The 19,203-nt window shown below is 35.9% G+C and carries 22 protein-coding genes; all 22 read right to left on the bottom strand.

Features of this window, described 5'->3' with window-relative positions:
* Nucleotides 1-80: 80 nt before the first annotated feature.
* Entirely contained in the window at nucleotides 81-515 is a 435-nt protein-coding gene (locus AC0L5Q_RS10675; RefSeq protein WP_473607582.1) for a pilus assembly PilX family protein, read from the bottom strand.
* Nucleotides 505-1,386, bottom strand: a complete 882-nt coding sequence (locus tag AC0L5Q_RS10680) for a PilW family protein (RefSeq protein ID WP_473607586.1) — start codon at nucleotides 1,384-1,386, stop codon at nucleotides 505-507. The genes AC0L5Q_RS10675 and AC0L5Q_RS10680 overlap by 11 nt, the downstream gene beginning before the upstream one ends.
* On the bottom strand, nucleotides 1,386-1,955 hold the full coding sequence (locus AC0L5Q_RS10685) for a prepilin-type N-terminal cleavage/methylation domain-containing protein (protein ID WP_473607590.1): 570 nt from the start codon (nucleotides 1,953-1,955) through the stop codon (nucleotides 1,386-1,388). The genes AC0L5Q_RS10680 and AC0L5Q_RS10685 overlap by 1 nt, the downstream gene beginning before the upstream one ends.
* On the bottom strand, nucleotides 1,945-2,475 hold the full coding sequence (locus tag AC0L5Q_RS10690) for a type II secretion system protein (protein ID WP_473607594.1): 531 nt from the start codon (nucleotides 2,473-2,475) through the stop codon (nucleotides 1,945-1,947). The genes AC0L5Q_RS10685 and AC0L5Q_RS10690 overlap by 11 nt, the downstream gene beginning before the upstream one ends.
* Before the next feature lie 152 nt (nucleotides 2,476-2,627).
* Entirely contained in the window at nucleotides 2,628-3,155 is a 528-nt protein-coding gene (locus tag AC0L5Q_RS10695; RefSeq protein ID WP_473607598.1) for a prepilin-type N-terminal cleavage/methylation domain-containing protein, read from the bottom strand.
* 33 nt (nucleotides 3,156-3,188) lie between these two features.
* A complete protein-coding gene (locus AC0L5Q_RS10700; RefSeq protein WP_473607601.1) occupies nucleotides 3,189-3,812 on the bottom strand; it encodes a prepilin-type N-terminal cleavage/methylation domain-containing protein in 624 nt (207 codons plus the stop codon).
* Nucleotides 3,813-3,915: 103 nt separating this feature from the next.
* Complete coding sequence (locus tag AC0L5Q_RS10705) at nucleotides 3,916-4,416, bottom strand: hypothetical protein (protein WP_473607605.1); 501 nt, start codon at nucleotides 4,414-4,416, stop codon at nucleotides 3,916-3,918.
* Between the two features lie 36 nt (nucleotides 4,417-4,452).
* On the bottom strand, nucleotides 4,453-5,691 hold the full coding sequence (locus AC0L5Q_RS10710) for a type II secretion system F family protein (protein ID WP_473607609.1): 1,239 nt from the start codon (nucleotides 5,689-5,691) through the stop codon (nucleotides 4,453-4,455).
* Nucleotides 5,692-5,699: 8 nt separating this feature from the next.
* Nucleotides 5,700-7,415, bottom strand: a complete 1,716-nt coding sequence (locus tag AC0L5Q_RS10715; protein WP_473607613.1) for a GspE/PulE family protein — start codon at nucleotides 7,413-7,415, stop codon at nucleotides 5,700-5,702.
* Between the two features lie 2 nt (nucleotides 7,416-7,417).
* Entirely contained in the window at nucleotides 7,418-8,620 is a 1,203-nt protein-coding gene (locus tag AC0L5Q_RS10720) for a tetratricopeptide repeat protein (protein WP_473607617.1), read from the bottom strand.
* A complete protein-coding gene (locus AC0L5Q_RS10725; RefSeq protein WP_473607621.1) occupies nucleotides 8,617-9,519 on the bottom strand; it encodes an ExeA family protein in 903 nt (300 codons plus the stop codon). The genes AC0L5Q_RS10720 and AC0L5Q_RS10725 overlap by 4 nt, the downstream gene beginning before the upstream one ends.
* Before the next feature lie 2 nt (nucleotides 9,520-9,521).
* Entirely contained in the window at nucleotides 9,522-11,243 is a 1,722-nt protein-coding gene (mshL, locus tag AC0L5Q_RS10730) for a pilus (MSHA type) biogenesis protein MshL (RefSeq protein WP_473607625.1), read from the bottom strand.
* A gap of 20 nt (nucleotides 11,244-11,263) precedes the next feature.
* Nucleotides 11,264-11,575, bottom strand: a complete 312-nt coding sequence (locus AC0L5Q_RS10735; protein ID WP_473607629.1) for a hypothetical protein — start codon at nucleotides 11,573-11,575, stop codon at nucleotides 11,264-11,266.
* Entirely contained in the window at nucleotides 11,568-12,275 is a 708-nt protein-coding gene (locus AC0L5Q_RS10740; RefSeq protein WP_473607632.1) for a hypothetical protein, read from the bottom strand. The genes AC0L5Q_RS10735 and AC0L5Q_RS10740 overlap by 8 nt, the downstream gene beginning before the upstream one ends.
* The gene (locus AC0L5Q_RS10745) at nucleotides 12,268-12,891 is read right to left on the bottom strand and encodes a PilN domain-containing protein (RefSeq protein ID WP_473607636.1); all 624 of its coding nucleotides are present in this window, start codon (nucleotides 12,889-12,891) and stop codon (nucleotides 12,268-12,270) included. Before AC0L5Q_RS10745 ends, AC0L5Q_RS10740 begins: the two co-directional genes overlap by 8 nt.
* The gene (locus AC0L5Q_RS10750) at nucleotides 12,888-13,787 is read right to left on the bottom strand and encodes a hypothetical protein (protein WP_473607640.1); all 900 of its coding nucleotides are present in this window, start codon (nucleotides 13,785-13,787) and stop codon (nucleotides 12,888-12,890) included. The genes AC0L5Q_RS10745 and AC0L5Q_RS10750 overlap by 4 nt, the downstream gene beginning before the upstream one ends.
* A gap of 360 nt (nucleotides 13,788-14,147) precedes the next feature.
* A complete protein-coding gene (gene rplI, locus AC0L5Q_RS10755) occupies nucleotides 14,148-14,600 on the bottom strand; it encodes a 50S ribosomal protein L9 (RefSeq protein ID WP_473607644.1) in 453 nt (150 codons plus the stop codon).
* A 20-nt stretch (nucleotides 14,601-14,620) separates the two neighbouring features.
* Nucleotides 14,621-14,848 carry a 30S ribosomal protein S18 gene (gene rpsR, locus AC0L5Q_RS10760; protein ID WP_076417170.1) on the bottom strand — a complete coding sequence of 76 codons (228 nt, stop codon included), beginning with the start codon at nucleotides 14,846-14,848 and terminating at the stop codon, nucleotides 14,621-14,623.
* 9 nt (nucleotides 14,849-14,857) lie between these two features.
* Nucleotides 14,858-15,178 (bottom strand): primosomal replication protein N, encoded by a 321-nt coding sequence (gene priB, locus AC0L5Q_RS10765; RefSeq protein ID WP_473607650.1) that lies wholly within the window; start codon nucleotides 15,176-15,178, stop codon nucleotides 14,858-14,860.
* A gap of 6 nt (nucleotides 15,179-15,184) precedes the next feature.
* On the bottom strand, nucleotides 15,185-15,595 hold the full coding sequence (gene rpsF / locus AC0L5Q_RS10770) for a 30S ribosomal protein S6 (RefSeq protein WP_473607653.1): 411 nt from the start codon (nucleotides 15,593-15,595) through the stop codon (nucleotides 15,185-15,187).
* Nucleotides 15,596-15,934: 339 nt separating this feature from the next.
* Entirely contained in the window at nucleotides 15,935-16,696 is a 762-nt protein-coding gene (rlmB, locus tag AC0L5Q_RS10775) for a 23S rRNA (guanosine(2251)-2'-O)-methyltransferase RlmB (RefSeq protein WP_473607657.1), read from the bottom strand.
* A 59-nt stretch (nucleotides 16,697-16,755) separates the two neighbouring features.
* Nucleotides 16,756-19,164 (bottom strand): ribonuclease R, encoded by a 2,409-nt coding sequence (rnr, locus tag AC0L5Q_RS10780; RefSeq protein WP_473607659.1) that lies wholly within the window; start codon nucleotides 19,162-19,164, stop codon nucleotides 16,756-16,758.
* Between the last annotated feature and the right edge of the window lie 39 nt (nucleotides 19,165-19,203).

Below are 19,203 nucleotides of genomic sequence, written 5' to 3' on the forward strand. Positions count from 1 at the left end.
TACTATTTTTCACATCACATGTTAGATAAATCAAATTAGGTTAAATAATTGTTTTATGATTAGAACGATTAAAACCCAAATTAATTCATACTTTTCGCTTGTACTTCAACGACTCTAGAAGTCACCTCACCGTTGATTTCACATTGTCCTGTGCTGGTGATAGTAAAATAACTTACATTGTCATGTTTTACTTCTAAACAATCAACTTCCACTGAGCAGTAATCTAAACCTTCAATATTAGCCAAAGAAAAAGTATCGCCGATAGTACACATAGTACTATCTAGTCCAGTATTTAATGGAAAAAGTTGTTGTAATTTCCGTTGTGCACCTGTTTGTGCAGCATTATAGGCTCGAGTACCTAGCACTTCATAAGCGTAAGTTTCTTCATTAGTCGTCATCATTCTAAGTAAAGCGGCTCCAAGTAAAGACATAACCACTAAAATAAAAATAGCTAGAACGAGTGAGCTACCTTTCTGTGTATTTTTAGCTATTAAAAATTTTTGTTTAAGGAGCATTAGGAATATGAACCTCACTATTGAAAACAACAACTTCTTCGTTTTTGTTAAATCTTAACTTGATTAACGCTGTCGCATTTCTAAATTGGGTTGCTTGCGATACCTTAAAAGGAAAGTCATTACCTGAAAAATTCGTGGGGGTATAAGATAAATCTTCAGCCATTAATACACCGTCATCCCTAAATACAGCTATAGCACTGCTTAAATTATTTTGATCATTAGGATTGTCACCAACAAAACGTTTTAATTCATCTCCCTGTACACAATAACTCACTTTTGTATCAATAAAATATAATCTAGCTGTTGGTGAATCCGTAGGAAATGAAACATCATTAGTAAAGTTGATATCCCATCGGTTATTTGTTGGCGGAGTAACATGCGTAGTATTGTCGATAGTCGCATTTTCTAATGTTCTTATTCTTATATTTTGATATACATGATTGAGGCTAGTAGGATAAACCGCTACGCGATAATCAACTAAACCATTTAAAGCACTTGTATTAAAATCAACAACTGACAATGTTTTAGCTGTTTCATTTTCACTTTCCGTTGGAATATCTAAATAATTGGCTGTTGTTAAAATAGGAACATACTCAATACATTGAATATTAGTCAGATTGCCCGATTGATCTGTTAACGTAACTCTCACACTATTAGGTAAAGCAGTTCTTAATTCTCTATTTAATCGCTCTATCGCAAATCGGGCAGTAGCAACAATTTCAGAACGGTTTTTTACATCTACAAATATTTGAGAGCCTAACTTGAGGAAGCCGCTGATCCCTACCGATAATATGCCTAATAAAACAATAACAATAACTAATTCTACAAGCGTAAAACCTTTATCACCTTTATTGCTTAATAAGTACTTCATTAAAAGTTAGCCTTGTAACTTGCAAACGTTACCGATTCACCCTCAGCACTCGTAACAGTAACTTGGATCAACTTTGCGATGTTGTTCGTTGTATCGCACACACCGTCATAGTTACTATCGTTACAAACAAAAACATTCACACTAAAACCTATATATAACGAATCTAAATCTGCATCGTTATTATCATTAAGTGAATCTTCAACAATGGAATAATTATTATAGTCATCAACATCATTGTATAAGCTTCTATTGGTTTCTCCAGCATCAGAACCTAGGTCATTATTAGCAGTACACGTATCGATAGCGCCGTCTAAATCAGTATCTTTCCCCTCACCGCAACGATTCATTCCGCCCATCATATCTGAGTGTTCATCAAAAGCTTTACCCATAATTTCATTCATCATCGCTTGCCCTAGTTCTGCGGCTCTAACTTGATGAATTTGAACCGCACTTTGCGTTGCGGTAGGTAATATCATGGTAAAAATAATAGAAAAAGATAATGATAGAACCACAATACCAATAACAAGTTCTATTAAAGTAAAGCCTGAAGCTTTGCGATTAAATAGCATGAATATAACCTTGTGATTCGATTCTAACGGTAAGCGTATCACTACCTATAATTGTTATATTACAAGGGGGACTACAATTAGCAGGTATGCCATTTGAGTCGAAAATAAAAGAGTTACCCGTCATTCCTGATGTTACAAAAGTCACGTTATGATCTTCATCAATTTTAACGTCTAAATCATTTAAGGCTTGGTCATTGGCGTTTTTTTTGTTAACAGCGCAACTTCCTCCTACTGTCAAAAGTTTTGTTGAGACAATGACGGTATGACAAGCATTTCCTCCCACACTGGTTTGCTGCATCGCTCGTAATTGAATACTACGTAAAGTGGCAATAACTTCAGCTTGATAGGTATGCTCTTCAAAACCATCTGAACCGAACATTTTAGGGGCAACGGTAACAGCTAAAATACCCATAAGAACAATAACCAGCACCAACTCAATTATTGTAAAACCTCGCCCAGCTTTATAACTAAAGCTAGCTAAATGTTTACTTTTTAGTAGAGAATGCGTTTTATTATTCATTATAAAAGAGTACTTCAGTAGTTTTTAAAACACTATTAGTAGAATAGTACATAAATTATCATTTAAGATCAGCTAACTAATTTATTGTGTATCAACAGATAAAAAAAATGGAGAGCTAAAGCTCTCCATTATAAGATTGATTTTATCAAAAATTAACAACCATCTGGAATTACATCAATCACTGGTTTTATGTTAGAAGAGGAGCTTTCGTTATATATAACATAACAATTTTTAGCAATCGCTTGAGCAGTTGTTAAATCAGATGCTTCACGTGGGTACCATACAACAACACCATCAGTTCCTGTCGTTCCACTAGTGGCAATTGCAAATGGAGAAGTTGAAGTTACAACATCAACATCTAATATTTCTCCCCATGTAGCAGCTTCATTATTTGGCCAACCATTAGTTACACCAACATTATTAGTACCACCATTAACATTTAGATCTGCTTGTCCTACTTTCTCTCCTGCAATTAAAGCTTTAGCGTGAACAAGAGTAGTTGCACTTTCAACAGAAGCTCTAACAGCCTGAAAAGTAGAAGCTTTTGCATCACCCGTTAAATCAATAAATTTAGGTGCTGCGGTCGCGGCTAAAATACCTAAAATAACAATAACAACCACTAATTCAATGAGTGTAAAACCTTTTTGAGTATTCAGAGGTGATTTATTAATTTTTTTCATAAGATTACCTAAAGTTAATGTGCTAAATAAGGGTTAAATGTTTATATAAACTATAATTTGACTCGTTGCTGGTCGGTAAGTAAAGCTATTACCTACGCCTGTTAATGTGCCTGTTGGTGCAAGAAAGTCACCTGATGCATTTTTGTTTAACGTTTCTTTTAAAAAGTAATGACATAATGTAGTCGCTCCAGAACCTGAAGTCGTAGTGTAATAATCCATACCATTGGTATTGTTTAATACACTAATATCACTCGTTAACCCTGGTGGTTGTTGTAAAATACTATTCCATATATCAACACAATTACTTGCACCAAACCCACCACCTAAAGTTGCTCCATCATTATCACCTGTTAAAGATGCAACAATATAACCACCACGAATACCGTTGGCTTTATTTTCAGTGGTTAATAATACATCCGTGCCGTCATAATCAATAACGTTTCTATTAGTTGCGTCTGTAGGGCGTGCTTCGGCTTCCCATTGTGCACGCGCAAGGGATACACCTGTTGCAAACCCACCAGCCATACCTTCAATATTAGCTTGTTTTGCTTGGTCAGTTAAATTAATAAATTTTGGAATAGCGGTGACCGCTAAAAAACCCAAAATAACAACCACTATCACTAATTCTATTAGCGTAAAACCCGACTGTTTTCTCATAACAACACCATAACTTTCAAGATTATATTAATTGTAACAAGCATTTAGTTACAACACTACGTTACCTTAAAGTGAAACACTCTTACTTTCAACAACAAATAGTTTAAGGGTTAACGTTTTTTAATGATATTTGGCTTACTTTGCCATTTTCTGAACTGTATTCAAAATATTCACCTGACGGTAATTCAAAACGACAAACACGACCAACAACAATGTTGGCTGTTCTTATCTCCACTGCTGACACCGGGGAGTTCATAAAGTACATAGGCCCCATAATGACAGTTTTCCAAATATTGGCACAAGCATTTTCATTGTCTAAAGTATCAATCCAGCCACGTCGATTAACATGTATACGCTGGTTTTCTTGAGATAGCGATAAAACGATGTAATCAGGCTGTTTATCCATAAACCACTGTGCGTGCACTGCTGTAACTTTAGTAGAAAAATTTTGGGCTAAACGACTATAAGCAACCTCAGTAAATTTTTCTTCTTGCTTAAAAAACGAAACTATAAAACTCATCATTAATAGCGCTAATACTAAAACTATTATCACCATTTCAACTAATGATCTTTCTTTTTTATCAGACGCCTTAGGATTAAACATAACGTATAATTCAATTATTCGTTAATAAATTCATTATTATTTACCTTGAAATGCGGACATCATGTCCCACATTGGCGTGAAAATACCTAATGCTAATATAAGCACCATACCCGCAACAATTGATATCATTATAGGTTCAATTTTAGCGGTTAAATTACCTAGCTCGTAATCTACTTCACGTTCGTAGTATTCACCCACCTCTTCTAATAGTTCGTCAACTCTTCCCGTTTCTTCACCTACAGCCACCATTTGTAATACTAGAGAAGTAAACAACTTACTGGCCACTGCTGATCTAAGTAAGCTTTCACCACTTTCAATAGACTTCCGCATAGTGAGAATTTTTTCTTTCATGTAACTGTTATCAACGGCATCTGAAACTAAGTTTAGCCCCGATGTCATCGGTACACCTGCTCTTAATACTATAGCAAAGCTGTGGGAAAACCTTGAAAGAATAGAACGCTCAATAATACTGCCAACTATAGGTAAGTTCACTTTTCTTTTATCCCACCAATAGCGCCCTTTATCGGTTCTAACGTAATTACGTATAGCAAAGAAAGCAAATACACAACCAATCAACATATGAGGCCAAAACTCTAAGAAAAAATTTGAACTCGCAATAAGTATTTTAGTCGCTGCTGGTAAATCGGCACCTAATTTTGTAAACATATCAGCAAAGGTTGGAACAACAAATATGTTCAATATAACCATAGCGATAACGATAGCGCCAAGTACAAAAGATGGATAACGTAACGCTGTTTTTATTCGTTTTCGAGTTTCTTGTTCTCGGTCAAAATAACTCGCTAATTTAGCAAAAGCATCGTCTAATTTACCGGTATTTTCACCTACATGTATTAAAGAAACAAACAAAGGAGGAAATATTTTAGGGTACTGATTTAGCGCGGTTGATAGTGTATAACCACCTTCTAACTGACTTGAAACCCCAATCAAGGCTTCTTTTAATTTAACTGATGTCGTTGACTCAGCCATACCATTAATAGCTCGTAATATAGGTACGCCAGAACGCATTAGTGCATACATTTGACGACAAAAAATAATCAAGTCGTCTAATGTAACTAGAGCAAAACCTAACAGCTCGTTAATATCTATTTGAGCTAAATTGCTGTCTTTTTGATCACCTTTTAACGCTTCAATAGAAATGGGTATAATTTGTTGGCGAGAAAGTTGCTCTGCTGCCGCAGCCGAATTACTAGCTTCTAACTTTCCTTTAATTTGAGAGCCTTTGGTATCTCGTCCAATATAACTATACGCTGCCATTTTATTTATTACCCTGTAACGTCAACCGTTTCAACTAAGCGGAGTACTTCTTCTATACTTGTAATACCTTGAGTAGCATAATCAAATGCCGCTACGGCTAATGGCCTAAATGTAGGGTTAGCTTTGGCAAGCTTAGCAAACTCTTCAGGATCATCTCTTTTAAGTGCCGCCATCATGCCTTCATTCATTTCAAGTAATTCAAAAACACCAATTCGGCCTTTATATCCTGTATATTGACATGTTTGACAACCTTTACCTTGCTTAAATCGATGCGATGTTATCCCTTCACCCATCAAGTTTGTTAACCACAATTTTTCTTGGCTATTCGGTTCATGATCTATTGCACAACTCCCACAAACTTTTCTTACAAGTCGCTGAGCAATAACAGCCCTGAGCGAGCTACCTACTAAAAATCCAGCAGCCCCCATATCAATTAAACGAAGTGCACTCGTTATAGCGTCATTGGTATGTAGTGTTGATAACACCAAATGCCCCGTTAATGCGCCTCGTAAACCAATTTCAACCGTTTCTTTATCACGCATCTCACCAATCATAATAATATCGGGATCTTGACGTAATGCCGTTCTTAGCACTGAGGAAAAGGTAAGATTAATTTTACTGTTTACTTGAACTTGATTAACCCGTGGTAAACGATATTCGACAGGATCTTCTGCGGTAATAATTTTTTTGCTTGATTGATTTAATTCACTTAACGCTGCATATAAAGTCGTTGTTTTACCACTACCTGTAGGTCCTGTAACCAAAACCATACCATGTGGACGACTAATTTGATGGCGTATTCTTGCCACTAAATCGCTAGGCATACCTGTTTCATCTAAGGTAAGTAAGCCTTCAGTTTGATCAAGTAAACGCATAACAACAGATTCGCCATGCTGAACGGGCATGGTTGACATACGAACATCTACATTATGTCCACTAATTTGCAAATTAAAACGACCATCTTGAGGTAAGCGCTTTTCAGAAATATCTAGCCCTGCCATTAGCTTTAAACGTAACACCATAGCCGATGCAATTTTATTTTCTTTAAGAATATTTTCTTGTAAAACACCATCAATACGCTGACGAATACGGAGTTGATTTTCATCAGGTTCTATATGTATATCTGAAGCGCGCATTTGAATGGCATCTTCGAATACTGATTGTAATAATTTACCAACGGTTGCATCACCGCCCTCATCGCCAAATGAAGAGCCCAAGTCAAAATCAGCCGTTTGGTCGTATTCTTCTTCTAATTGACTTGCAAAAGACTCTATATCCGCTGTTTTTCGATACAAACCATCAAAAGCCTCAAAGAGTTGCGACTCCATAACAACAGCAAGTTTTAACTGCTTAGGGGCAAGCATTTGCTCAAGTTGATCTAAGCCGCCTAAGTCAGCAGGATCACTCATGCCAATAAGAACAGCATCACCTTGGTCTTCAATTATTAATGCTCTTAGGCGCCTTGCATGTACTTCAGGTAATAATGAGGCCACTTCTGAAGGTATGCGCCTTTGGCTAATATCAAGAAATGGCACACCAAGTTGTTGAGCTAAAAATTCGAGTAATTGCCTTTCACCAATATAGCCTAGCTCGATTAGCGTATCACCTAGCTTGCGTCCTGTAGATTTTTGACTATTTAATGCCTGCATTAACTGTTCGTTAGTTACAATGTGTTCATGCACTAACAAATCACCTAACCGCATTTTTAATTTAGGTGCTGCCATTATTATTCTCCTAACTCTGTCATTCTTTGTCTGATAAATTGCGCTGAATTACTAGATAAGCTTCCTTTAGACAAAGCCATTCTATATGCTGTTTTTGCTTCTTCAAATTGGCTATTTCGATCTAGAGCTACAGCTAATCCCATCCACCACTTACCTTTATAGTCTTCTATAGTGGTAAGTTGCTTATAAGCTAAAATAACACTGTTTACGTTTCCTAAAGATTGCGCAGTATTGGCTAATAACAGTTGATACTCTACGTTCTGTACAGTAGAAAAGTCATTTAATACATTAAATGCTTCTTTGCTGTTATTTTGACTAATTAAAATTCTGGCTTTCATCAGCCTGAAATCAATATCGTCAGGGTATATGTTCATGCCTTGTGATAATAAATTTAGTGCAGGCCTATAAAGTCTACGACCAAACCATAAAGCGGCTAATTGCTTGCGTGCGCCTTTATTTTCAGGCTGAATAAGTAAAATATCTTCAAACAAGCGCTCCGCTATAGGTATTTCATTATCAATTATAGCTCGTTCAGCTTTTTTCAGTTTATTTTGTACAACACGTTCGGGCGATAATTTACTTCTAGAAATACTAAGAGATGATTTTATTTCTGGTTCTTGAGTTACTTCAGCTTTCAAGTTTTCTTCTAAAATCTCAGGTTCCATCATATCATCAAGTGGTGTAACTACCGTATTGCTGTATTCCACAGTTTGCAGGTTTTGAGCTTGTTGACTACTTACTTTAGTTATCGTCTTAGGTTGTTCAATATTATTTTCGTGGACTAATATGAGTTGCTTATTTGTTACCGGACTTATAACTTTAATGGATTGTTGTTGCTCAGTAATTTGATGAATTGTAGGTGTGTTTTCTTTTTTAAATTCTGATATTGCTTCGACGGGCTGATTTTCTAATATTTGCTTAGTATTAACAGGTGTTTCAATTGTTGATTGATCATTCGAAGCATTTGTATTAGAAGAGTTATTACTCGTCACATTTACAGATGTTTTAAGCGCTTTATTTTCAGAATACAAATTCCATGTATAAATGCCCAATACATTAACAACAATAATAAGAAGAGCAATAAGCGCTATTTTAATAGCAGATAAGGGCTTATTATTTCCATAGCTAGTATCAAAGCGACTATTACCTGTCGATTGCTCATTTCGTTGTTCAAGCTCTTTTAGCATTTGATTAATAACACTCATCCTTGGAAACTCCAATAGAAATAAGCACCAACGAACAAAGTAACTAAAATGACACTTGTAAAAATCCATCGAAAATCAATTATGGGTAATTGTGTATCTTCGGTGTCTTTTATTGCGGCTTTTAAATGGCTTGTATTAATTTGAAAGTGTCCTTGACCATATGTGAGCATAAGCATTTTGTGGCATAAAATATTAACTAATCTTGGAATACCTTGAGTTGCTTTGGATATTTTTTTACAAAGACTAGTGTTAAATAATAAGGCACCTTTATAACCCGCTGTTTTTAAACGATGTTCAATGTAACGCTCAACTTCAGTGCTTGTCATTGCCCTTAACTTATAAGAAAAGGTGATCCGTTGCCTTAGTTGACGAAAATTAGTTTGGCTCAATCGTTCATCTAGTTCTGGTTGTGCGAACAACACAACCTGTAAAAGCTTTCTTGTTTCTGTTTCAAGGTTGGTAAATAATCGAAGAGCCTCTAAACTTTCTTCAGGTAAAGCTTGCGCTTCATCTAATATAAGTACAACCGAACGACCTTCTTTGTGTAAATCAATGAGCTTTTGTTGAATACGCTGTGTCAGTAGCTGAACCGACATTCGTTGTGCTTGTTTTACACCTAGTTCAATAGCTACAGCCCTTCTTAATTCATCTGGCTTTAAATAGGGGTTGGGAATATAAGCAGTAACAAAGTGTTTAGGTATTTCGTTTAATAATTTTCGGCATAACAAAGTTTTCCCTGTACCAACTTCACCAATGACTTTAATGAAACCCTCACCTGTTTGCAAAGCCGTAATCAGCACTGCTAAAGCCTCGTTATGAGGCTCTAGTCCTAAAAAAAAATGCGTATTTGGTGTCAGCGTAAAAGGTAATTCGCGTAAGCCAAAGTGGTACAAGTACATTTTTACTGTTCGCTAGTTGTGTTTTCAACTTCTTCAGGAAACCATTGCTTTAATAATGCTCTTGCGTCTTGTAATTGTGTTTTCCAGGTATTTTGATCAACAACAATCGGCTTAAGCATGATAATAAGTTCTTTCTTTTGGGTACTTTCCGTTTTACTTTTAAACAACTCACCAAATAAAGGAATGTCACCAAGTAGCGGGGTTTTAGATTCTTGATCAACCTTACGAGATTCAATCAAACCACCAATAACAACTATCTCTCCCGACTTAGCGCGAATAATGGTATCTGATTCACGAACGCTACTTTGCGCTAATGGTAATGAAAAGTTTTCATCGCCTAAACGTATCGTTTTAGTTTGCTCGTCGGTAATAGTAACTGACGGATGAACATGTAAAATAACTTCTCCATTTTTATCTATTTGCGCGGTAACATCTAATGCAATCCCAGAGAAAAAAGGCGTTAATTGAATTTCAGGAGTTGTTGTAGTTGCGGTGCCTGTAGTAGTAGTACTTGAAATTTCAGTAACAAAATACTCATCTTCACCTACTTTAATTACAGCTTTTTGATTATTTGTTGCTGTAATTCTAGGACTAGATAATATTTGGACATTACCTTGTGTCGAAAGTAAATCTATAACACCTGAAAAATCAGCATTTTTAAAACTAAGACCGGTTAATCCTCCCACAGATGCCGAAATAACATTACCCACAAGATTTCCTGTAGTTTGAAAATTAATATCTGTAGAGCCAACATGACCTAAAACATTTTCCCACTTAACCCCTTGTTGATAATCATCGTTAAGCGTAACTTCCATTATTTTTGCTTCAATAATAACTTGTCTACGTAAATGTTCTTGTGAATCAGATAAGAATTTTCTAACTGATGCTATTTCATTGGGTAATGCGCGTACGGTAACCAAGCCCGCTTGAGGAGAAACAATAACAGAGCGACCTTCACCACCTTCAGCCTTAACACCAATTAAAGAAGATAAATTTTCTTTTAATTCTTCCCAATAGTTAGATTCATTACTTGTGTAGATATTTGTGCCGCTACTACCATTACTGTTCTGGCTATTTTGATCATTATTATTTTGATTATTTGAATTACCAGAGTTTCGATTAGAGCTACCACTCGAGCGATTTCCTGAAGACCCTCCAGAATTTGGATCGTTTTCTGATACACCACCAGAATTAACCCGAGTGCTAGAAGATCCCCCTCGCTTAACAAAAAGGTAATCTAAAGGAATAGTTTCAGTACGCATACCTGCCGCATACACTTGAATAACATTTCCTTGGCGACGGATATCATAACCATACAATTCTGCTATAACATTAAGAGTTTCTTGAATAGTTACCTCTTTTAAATTCAATGTTATAGAGCCAGATACATCTGGATGTACTGCAATACTATAAGAAGAGTCTTCTACCAAGGCAGCAAAAAAGTCTTGCGCTTTTACATCACTAGCAGCAATTTCTAATCGCTTTTCAGCCAATAAACCATTTTTAGCCGTTTGTATGCTTTGTTGCATTAATTCTTGTTGAACAGCGTTAGGTAATTGAGTTAACGGCTTAGGAGTTTTGGGTTTTGTTGATTCTTCAATGGCTTTATCTAACTCATTATTAACAACTGTTGGTTGGTCAGGCACCGTTTGACAACCCACTACAGCGAGAGATAAAAAAGAAATTACACAGCTATTTATTAGACTCAATTTTGATAGTTTCATATGATTATTTCTTTTCATTATTATTTAGTTACAACATTAGAAAACATAGACAGCTTTAAACGTTCGTCGTCAGATCGTAATATAACACTTGAGGAGTTTACTGTGATTAACTCATGCTCTCCAATATAATCACCTACTTTCATAAGCTTACCACTTATAATTGCAGATTTATTTTTACTACTATAGATAATGGTTTCAAGCACTAGGCCCTTTTTAATATTTTCAATGCCTGCACTATTCGATATTGACAATGGTTTTGTAGGATCAACATCTTGCGCATAGTTATGAAGAGAAAATACCGATAACAATATGATTAATATAAATTTATACACCAATAAATTCCTCATTAGTACTTAAACTATACATCTCAATTTCTAATTCGCCCAATGGATATTTTTTAATTTTATATCTAAAATCTTTCCAAAAAAACTTCCATGGCATAGCCTCTAATTGTGATAAATAGTCACGTAATTGAAAATATTTACCCGTTAATTTTAATCGAATACCATGCTGGTATAGGTTTATATTCCCTTCAACTGTATCGGTGCTAGCTAATTTAGGTTCTTCTTTTGTATTTTTTTCATCATCGGCTAAATCTCCCTCTTCTCCCATTAAAGGCCTAGCACCTAGTAATTCGAATGAGATAAGTGAAACGCCTTTTTGAACTTTAAGCATATCAATCAATGCAAATCTCATTTGAATAGGATCAATGAGTTCTGAAGTTAATAACAATAGTTTATCGTCTATCTGTTTTAGCTGTTTCTCGTAAGCAGATATTTGTGTATTTAATGCTACATTAGGATCTTTAGCTAAAGCCTCTTCATAAATTGAAATAGAAGATCGAATCGATTTATTTTCTATTACTAGACTCGCTGATTGTTCTTTAATATTTTGGGTTTTTGCTAAGCTCGGATCAAGAAACAAGCTAAACGAAATAAAAACAACCGCAACTAATCCCGTAATTAAAATTAAGTATTGCTCTCTAGAACTGATATTTTGAAACTTATCTGAATACTCTTGCCATTTACTCATAAGAAAAGTCCTCAAGATTCACTTTAGAACTTACAGCAAATTGAATTTGTTGTTTTTCGTTTTCTTGCATAACAAAATTAATAAACTTTTTACCCGATAAAAAAGTAGAATTTTCAAAGCCAGCCAACCAAGAAGGAACTGCTTGAGGATTTTTAGTAACACCAGCAAAGGTCATATCGTCGTTATTAATTTGTACAATAGACAAACTAATACCTTTATGATGATTTTCAGATAATTCGGTCATTGATTGAGCAAAACCTGCAACCCGAGTTTTACTGGTATCGGTGAGTTCTGCATGCAATTGTGTTTTATTATTTAAAATTAACGCGAGTAAATCTATTTTTTCTTTCAGTCTATTATTCGGTTTATGAGCTTCTAGCTCATTTTCTAACTGAACGAGTTTTTCATTTAAAGCTATTTTTTCATTGTTCAATTGAGTAAAACGTTTATTTTCCTGTACAAGTTGATTTTGGCTTAGAATAATCCACGATAACATCGCTAAAAGAATTACGCCCCAAACAATAATCACTCTTTTTAAAGACCATAGTGGTTTTACTGGCGTTAGTTCAGGCTGCAATAAATTTATACTATGCTTACCTACCACTACCTCTGTCATACACTTACCCCCATGTTAGGTAACATAGAAGCACCAACCGCACATGGAAAATTACGATATTGTTCAAAACCTTCAGGCATTGATAAAAGATTTACAGGCACATTGGTATTTTCTGAAATTTTACGAACTAAAAAGGCTTCAGTTGCCATAGGAATAATGACCTGAATTTCTTTAATTGGTGCTTGTTTTAATTGTCGTTCAAAATAATCTGTTGAGCGTTGTATTTCTAGGCTCAACATATCTATCGAACCCATAGTTAACTCTTCTTCAGTTTTTTGTGATATTTGAGATAAGCCTCGAATACGACGCTGAAAAAAGATCTTACCTTGCTTAATAATAAGAATTAATAATTCTTCATTAGCATGCTGACAAACAAGTAAAATAGCTAATTCACTTTCTGGTATTAATTGAGCAAAAGCAAACTCTACCGTTGTAATTAATGCAATATCTAATTGCTTTTCACTCATATTTTCAACGATCGCTCTTAACTCAGTTAAGTCAGCACACACTACATTGATTTTTTCTACATTCATCGACAATTGAGGCACATCAAAATAATCAACCACCATATTGTCGGGTTTAAATGGTACTAGATCTTTCACTTGCCATTTTAATGCCGCATTAATTTCTGTATCAGGCACCTTGGGTTTATCTACTTGTACGATTTGATACTGACTCGAGGATAAAACAATATGACACAAGCCTTTCCCATTAACATTATCAGCTAATTTAGCAATAGATGCTGAGGTATTCGGTTTGGTGATTTTTTGACAATCTGGAGAGGCATTTATAGGTCGATAACAATAAGATAACGAGTCAGGCTGTAAACTCACACCAATAATGTCATTCGATTTTTTTTTAGAAAACAGTTTATTAATTTTAGGTATAAGTGACATATGTCTATTTTATTGTTTATTTATAACGAATTACCTAAATTCCATTATCCTCTATTAGTAAATTGACGCAAGTTTTTAATCAAAAATTTGTGTCTCTGTAAATAAGAATAATTAAAAGATAATTTACATGTAATTCAAAGAACTTACATTAACTGTAACGTAAATTCATCAAACAACCAGATATTTAATGAATAAAATTTAGATTTATACCAAACGCATTAATGAATTATCTATTTTGTACAGAGGAAATTACCACAGACAAGAGTTGGATACATACTTTTTTGTAGGCAATAAAAAACGCCGTATTATCAATTAATAATACGGCGTTTAAAAATTTATAACTAAATAATTAGTCTAAATTTATGCTTCAGCGATAACAACAACTTTGATGTTAGTATCAACATCATTGTGTAAGTGAATAACGATATCGAATTCACCTGTTTCACGGATAGCACCTAATGGTAAACGTACTTCAGCTTTAGTCACTTCAACACCAGCTTCAGTAATTGCATTAGCGATATCACGAGTACCAATTGAACCGAATAATTTACCTTCGTCACCCGCTTTTGATGCGATAGTAACTTCAGCTAATTCAGCTAATTTAGTAGCACGAGCTTCAGCTGCTGCTAAAGTTTTTGCTAATTGAGCTTCTAATTCAGCACGACGAGCTTCAAAGTGCTCAACGTTAGCCGCAGATGCAAATACAGCCTTACCTTTTGGTAATAAGTAGTTACGTGCATAGCCAGACTTAACTGACACCTTGTCACCAAGGCCGCCTAATTTGGCGATTTTATCAAGAAGGATTACTTCCATTTTCAAAACCCCTTATTAGGTTACTTATGTAAATCTGTATATGGTAACAATGCTAAATAACGAGCACGCTTGATCGCACGACCAAGTTGACGTTGATATTTAGCAGCTGTACCAGTAATACGGCTAGGAACGATTTTACCACTTTCAGTGATATAGTTTTTTAGTGTTGCAATATCTTTATAATCGATAGAAACAGCACCTTCTGCAGTAAAACGGCAGAACTTACGACGTCTAAAAAAACGAGACATGGATTTCTCCTAATTAATCATTTCAATCTGTTGAGCATGTAATACAAGAAGTGGATTACCATTTCTCGATTCGTGCCGGTTGATAAAACCAGTCACTTTTACATTACAGCCCTCAGTTAAATCACGAGTTAAGTTTTGTGACATATCACCTGTTGCTACTACTTGTATTCGAACAAACGCTTGTCTGTTCATGCCTGCTTCATTTTGAATAGAATGATGATCTATTGAAAACTGACAATGCTGAATACCCGCTGGGCTTGTTGATATTTTAGGTCGTTTAATAACCGTTCCTACCAACACAAGGCAATTCTCTGCTAAAGAGATTGTCACTGTTACTTATTCTTCGCCTGCAACTTCTTCAGCTGGAGCTTCTTCAGCAGCAGCTTTAGGCGCTTCTTCAGCAACATCTTTCTTAACTTCACGACGTTCTTCAGAAACAGCCATAACTGAAGCTTCAGTTACTGCATCTTTAGTACGCATGATCATGTTACGAATAATAACATCGTTGTAACGGAAAGAAGTTTCTAGTTCATCAATAACTGATTGAGGCGCTTCAATGTTAATTAAAACATAGTGTGCTTTGTGCAGTTTATTAATTGGGTATGCTAATTGGCGACGGCCCCAGTCTTCAAGACGGTGGATTTTGCCTTCAGCAGCATTGATCAAGTCAGTATAACGCTGGATCATGCCAGGTACTTGTTCACTCTGATCAGGGTGAACCATAAATACGATTTCGTAATGACGCATTACGAGCTCCCTACGGTTGTAGCCTCTTATCTGGCTCAGCCAACACCAGTGTTGAGACAAGGAACAAAAAGTTCTAGCTGAATTAAGGTCGCGTAGTGTAGATAAAATCGACATCAAAGGCAAGCGTTGATTGTAGGGTGGACTAAGGGGATTTTTTAAACTGTTATGGTTGTAAGTTTCAATAAATTATCTAAGACATTTACATATTCTGAACCTAGGTATAAACAAATACATTTTAACCTTTAAAATCAAAACATTGAATCAAACACAAGATGTAAAAAAAGAGCAATTAAAGCTCTTTTAAAAATGATGCTATAAAAATTATAACCGCAAAGGTATTTAATTTTTATTTAACCGCTGCCTAACTATTTCAAATAAACAAATACCTGTTGCTACTGAAACATTTAAACTTGAAACACTACCAGCCATGGGTAACTTAACTATTTGATCGCAATTTTCGCGCGTTAAACGGCGCATGCCTTTCCCTTCAGCGCCCATAACAAGAGCCATTGGGCCTTCAAACTTAACATCGTACAAATTGGTATCGGTTTCGCCAGCAGTACCTACAATCCAAACACCTAAATCTTGTAACTGTTTCATGGTTCGAGATAAGTTAGTTACTTGTACAAGAGGAACTGTATCTGCAGCACCTACAGCTACTTTTCTCACTGTTGCCGTGATGCGTGCAGCATTGTCTTTAGGTACAATTATCGCGTGTACACCTGCAGCGTCAGCATTACGCAAGCAAGCACCTAAGTTGTGTGGATCGGTTACACCATCCAGTATTAAGAAAAAAGGTAATTCTTCTTTTTTATTAGCCGCTGCAACTATGTCATCAAGATCAGATTCTGTATATATCTTGCCTGCTTTTACACGGGCTAATACACCTTGGTGTTGCTCACCTTCACTTTTCTCATCGAGTACTTTTCGATTCACTAATTGTGTTGGTATACCGTACTTTCTTGCTAAATTAATAATAGGTTTTAAACGTTCGTCTTCTCGACCTTTTAAAAACCACAATTCAACAAATAATTCAGGTGCTCTCTTTAACATTGAATTAATGGCATGAATGCCAAATACTACTTCGTCTTGCTTTGCCATGTTAGTTACTTATCTATTTATGTTTCAAATTTGTTTTAGCTATCTAATTAATGAGATAACTATTTAGCTTTTAAGCGTGCATTCTTTCCTGGGCGCGGCTTTTTCACTTTTTTCTTTTTAGACTTCGCTTTTGGTTTTGTTTTTTCAGATGATACCGCCCCAGCTTTTGCTTTAGGCCCTTTTTTCACGACTTTGTCACTCGCACTATTCTTTTTAATACCTTTGCGAGGAGAACGTGTACGTCGTTGATCTTTTTCGTCAACAACAACTCCGTCAATCATCAAGTCTATTTTTTTCTCGTCTAAGTTAACTGCTGCAACTTTAACTTCAATTGCATCACCTACTTTGTATTTAGTTCCGGTATTTTCACCCGTTAAACACAATCTGACTTCGTCGAATCGATAATAATCACGACCTAATGAGTTAATATGAATTAAACCTTCAATACCTAAATTAGCGAGTCTTACAAATAAACCAAAGTTAGTAACGGTTGAGATAACACCATTAAAACTATCACCAATATGATCTTGCATAAACTCACACTTCAGCCAGTCAGATACATCTCTTGTTGCATCGTCAGCTCTGCGCTCTGTCATAGAGCAATGTTCGCCAAGCTCGATAACTTGTTCCGATGTGTATGTATACTCACCATCGTTAGCGCCAGTTAATTTCTTATCTGCTTGCTTCTCTAAAATAGCTTTAATAACACGATGCACTACAAGATCAGGATAACGACGAATAGGTGAAGTAAAGTGACTATATGACTCAAGTGCTAAACCAAAATGACCTAAGTTATCACTTTGATACACGGCTTGTTTCATTGACCTTAACAGCATGGTTTGAATCAGCTCTTGATCGGGCCGGTCAGCAATACGTTTTAATATTTGGCCATAATCAGCAGGTGTTGGCTCTTCTTTTGCTGGAGTTTCAATACCTAACTCTCGTATATAGGTAACAAAATTATTGTATTTATCGCCACTTGGCTTTTCATGTACTCTGAATAAACCGTGAGCTTTATGCTTTTCAATAAACTTAGCAGTAGAAACGTTCGCTAAGATCATACATTCTTCAATAATTTTATGTGCGTCGTTACGTACGAGTGATTCGATAGAAGCGATTTTCTTATCAGCATTAAAAATGAATTTTGATTCTTCTGTTTCAAACGCAATAGCACCACGTTTTAAGCGTGAATCATTTAATGCTTGATACATGCTGTTTAAGTTTTCTAAATCAGGTACTAATGCTGCATATTCAGCTTTAAGTGCTTCGTCACCATCAAGAATGGCTGCCACTTTTGTATAAGTGAAACGTGCATGAGAACGCATTACAGCTGAGTAGAATGTTGAATCGACTAACTCACCTTGAGCATCAATCGACATCTCACATACCATACACAAACGATCTACATTTGGGTTTAAAGAACATAAACCATTAGAAAGTTTTTCAGGCAGCATAGGAATAACTTGGCTTGGGAAGTAAACAGAGTTACCTCTTGATATCGCTTCGTCATCTAACGCTGTTTTGTCTCGAACATAGTAGCTCACATCGGCTATAGCAACCCATAGTGTCCAACCACCCTTTTCGTTAGGGCGACAATACACTGCGTCATCAAAATCTCGAGCGTCTTCACCATCTATAGTAACTAGTGGTAAATCTCTCAAATCTTTCCTGCATGCTTTAGGCGCTTCTTCTACTTCATCAGAAAGAACACTGACTTCTTCCATAACCTCTGCAGAAAATTGATGGGGTAAGTCATGCTCTCTTAAGGCAATTTCAATTTCCATACCTGGGGCCATATGCTCGCCAAGTACTTCAACCACTTTACCTACAGCATTTGCACGTTTAGAAGGTCGCTGTGTTACCTCAACAACCACTACTTGACCGTGCCTAGCTCCCATACGTTCACTAGGTTCGATTAATATATCTATTTTAATTCGAGCATCATCTGGCTTCATATAAACAATGTGTTTTTCAACGAACAATCGCCCAACAATGCCGCTCTTTCTCGGTTGAATAACATCAAGTATACGAACTTCTTTGCGACCTTTACGGTCAGTTCTATCAACTAAAATAGCTTCTACAATATCGCCATGAATAACGCGCTTCATTTCATGAGCTGAGATGTATAAATCTTTACCCGGCTTTTCTCCTGAAGCAACATCAGGAATAAAGAAGCCAAAACCATCTCTATGGCCGCTCACTCTACCCGTTAGTACACTATTTTTAGGTGCAATCGCGTATTGCTTAAATTTATTAAATATTATCTGTCCACTGGTTTCCATTGCACGTAAACGTCGCTTCAAACCTACTTTGTTATTTTCATCGGTGTAGTTAAAGGTTTTGAGTAGTGCATTGAAAGTGGGCGGGATAGGAGCATCTTGAATTACAGATAAAATAAGCTCTCGGCTTGCGACCGGTTGTTCGTATTTTTCTGCTTCACGTTTTGAAAAAGGGTCTTTTAAAGTCACAGTATAAGTTCAATAATATTTTTGTTTATTATACGCAAT

It is taken from the genome of Pseudocolwellia sp. G5-9, from assembly GCF_055808995.1.

Bases quoted from the DNA above. Each gene is read 5' to 3' on its own strand.
- AC0L5Q_RS10700 (WP_473607601.1), bottom strand. From the start codon at position 3,812: ATGAGAAAACAGTCGGGTTTTACGCTAATAGAATTAGTGATAGTGGTT.
- AC0L5Q_RS10705 (WP_473607605.1), bottom strand. From the start codon at position 4,416: ATGTTTAATCCTAAGGCGTCTGATAAAAAAGAAAGATCATTAGTTGAA.
- AC0L5Q_RS10690 (WP_473607594.1), bottom strand. From the start codon at position 2,475: ATGAATAATAAAACGCATTCTCTACTAAAAAGTAAACATTTAGCTAGC.
- AC0L5Q_RS10750 (WP_473607640.1), bottom strand. From the start codon at position 13,787: ATGTCACTTATACCTAAAATTAATAAACTGTTTTCTAAAAAAAAATCG.
- AC0L5Q_RS10680 (WP_473607586.1), bottom strand. From the start codon at position 1,386: ATGAAGTACTTATTAAGCAATAAAGGTGATAAAGGTTTTACGCTTGTA.
- AC0L5Q_RS10695 (WP_473607598.1), bottom strand. From the start codon at position 3,155: ATGAAAAAAATTAATAAATCACCTCTGAATACTCAAAAAGGTTTTACA.
- AC0L5Q_RS10685 (WP_473607590.1), bottom strand. From the start codon at position 1,955: ATGCTATTTAATCGCAAAGCTTCAGGCTTTACTTTAATAGAACTTGTT.
- rlmB (WP_473607657.1), bottom strand. From the start codon at position 16,696: ATGGCAAAGCAAGACGAAGTAGTATTTGGCATTCATGCCATTAATTCA.
- AC0L5Q_RS10740 (WP_473607632.1), bottom strand. From the start codon at position 12,275: ATGAGTAAATGGCAAGAGTATTCAGATAAGTTTCAAAATATCAGTTCT.
- AC0L5Q_RS10710 (WP_473607609.1), bottom strand. From the start codon at position 5,691: ATGGCAGCGTATAGTTATATTGGACGAGATACCAAAGGCTCTCAAATT.
- rplI (WP_473607644.1), bottom strand. From the start codon at position 14,600: ATGGAAGTAATCCTTCTTGATAAAATCGCCAAATTAGGCGGCCTTGGT.
- AC0L5Q_RS10715 (WP_473607613.1), bottom strand. From the start codon at position 7,415: ATGGCAGCACCTAAATTAAAAATGCGGTTAGGTGATTTGTTAGTGCAT.
- rpsF (WP_473607653.1), bottom strand. From the start codon at position 15,595: ATGCGTCATTACGAAATCGTATTTATGGTTCACCCTGATCAGAGTGAA.
- AC0L5Q_RS10675 (WP_473607582.1), bottom strand. From the start codon at position 515: ATGCTCCTTAAACAAAAATTTTTAATAGCTAAAAATACACAGAAAGGT.
- AC0L5Q_RS10745 (WP_473607636.1), bottom strand. From the start codon at position 12,891: ATGACAGAGGTAGTGGTAGGTAAGCATAGTATAAATTTATTGCAGCCT.
- rpsR (WP_076417170.1), bottom strand. From the start codon at position 14,848: ATGTCTCGTTTTTTTAGACGTCGTAAGTTCTGCCGTTTTACTGCAGAA.
- AC0L5Q_RS10725 (WP_473607621.1), bottom strand. From the start codon at position 9,519: ATGTACTTGTACCACTTTGGCTTACGCGAATTACCTTTTACGCTGACA.
- mshL (WP_473607625.1), bottom strand. From the start codon at position 11,243: ATGAAACTATCAAAATTGAGTCTAATAAATAGCTGTGTAATTTCTTTT.
- AC0L5Q_RS10720 (WP_473607617.1), bottom strand. From the start codon at position 8,620: ATGAGTGTTATTAATCAAATGCTAAAAGAGCTTGAACAACGAAATGAG.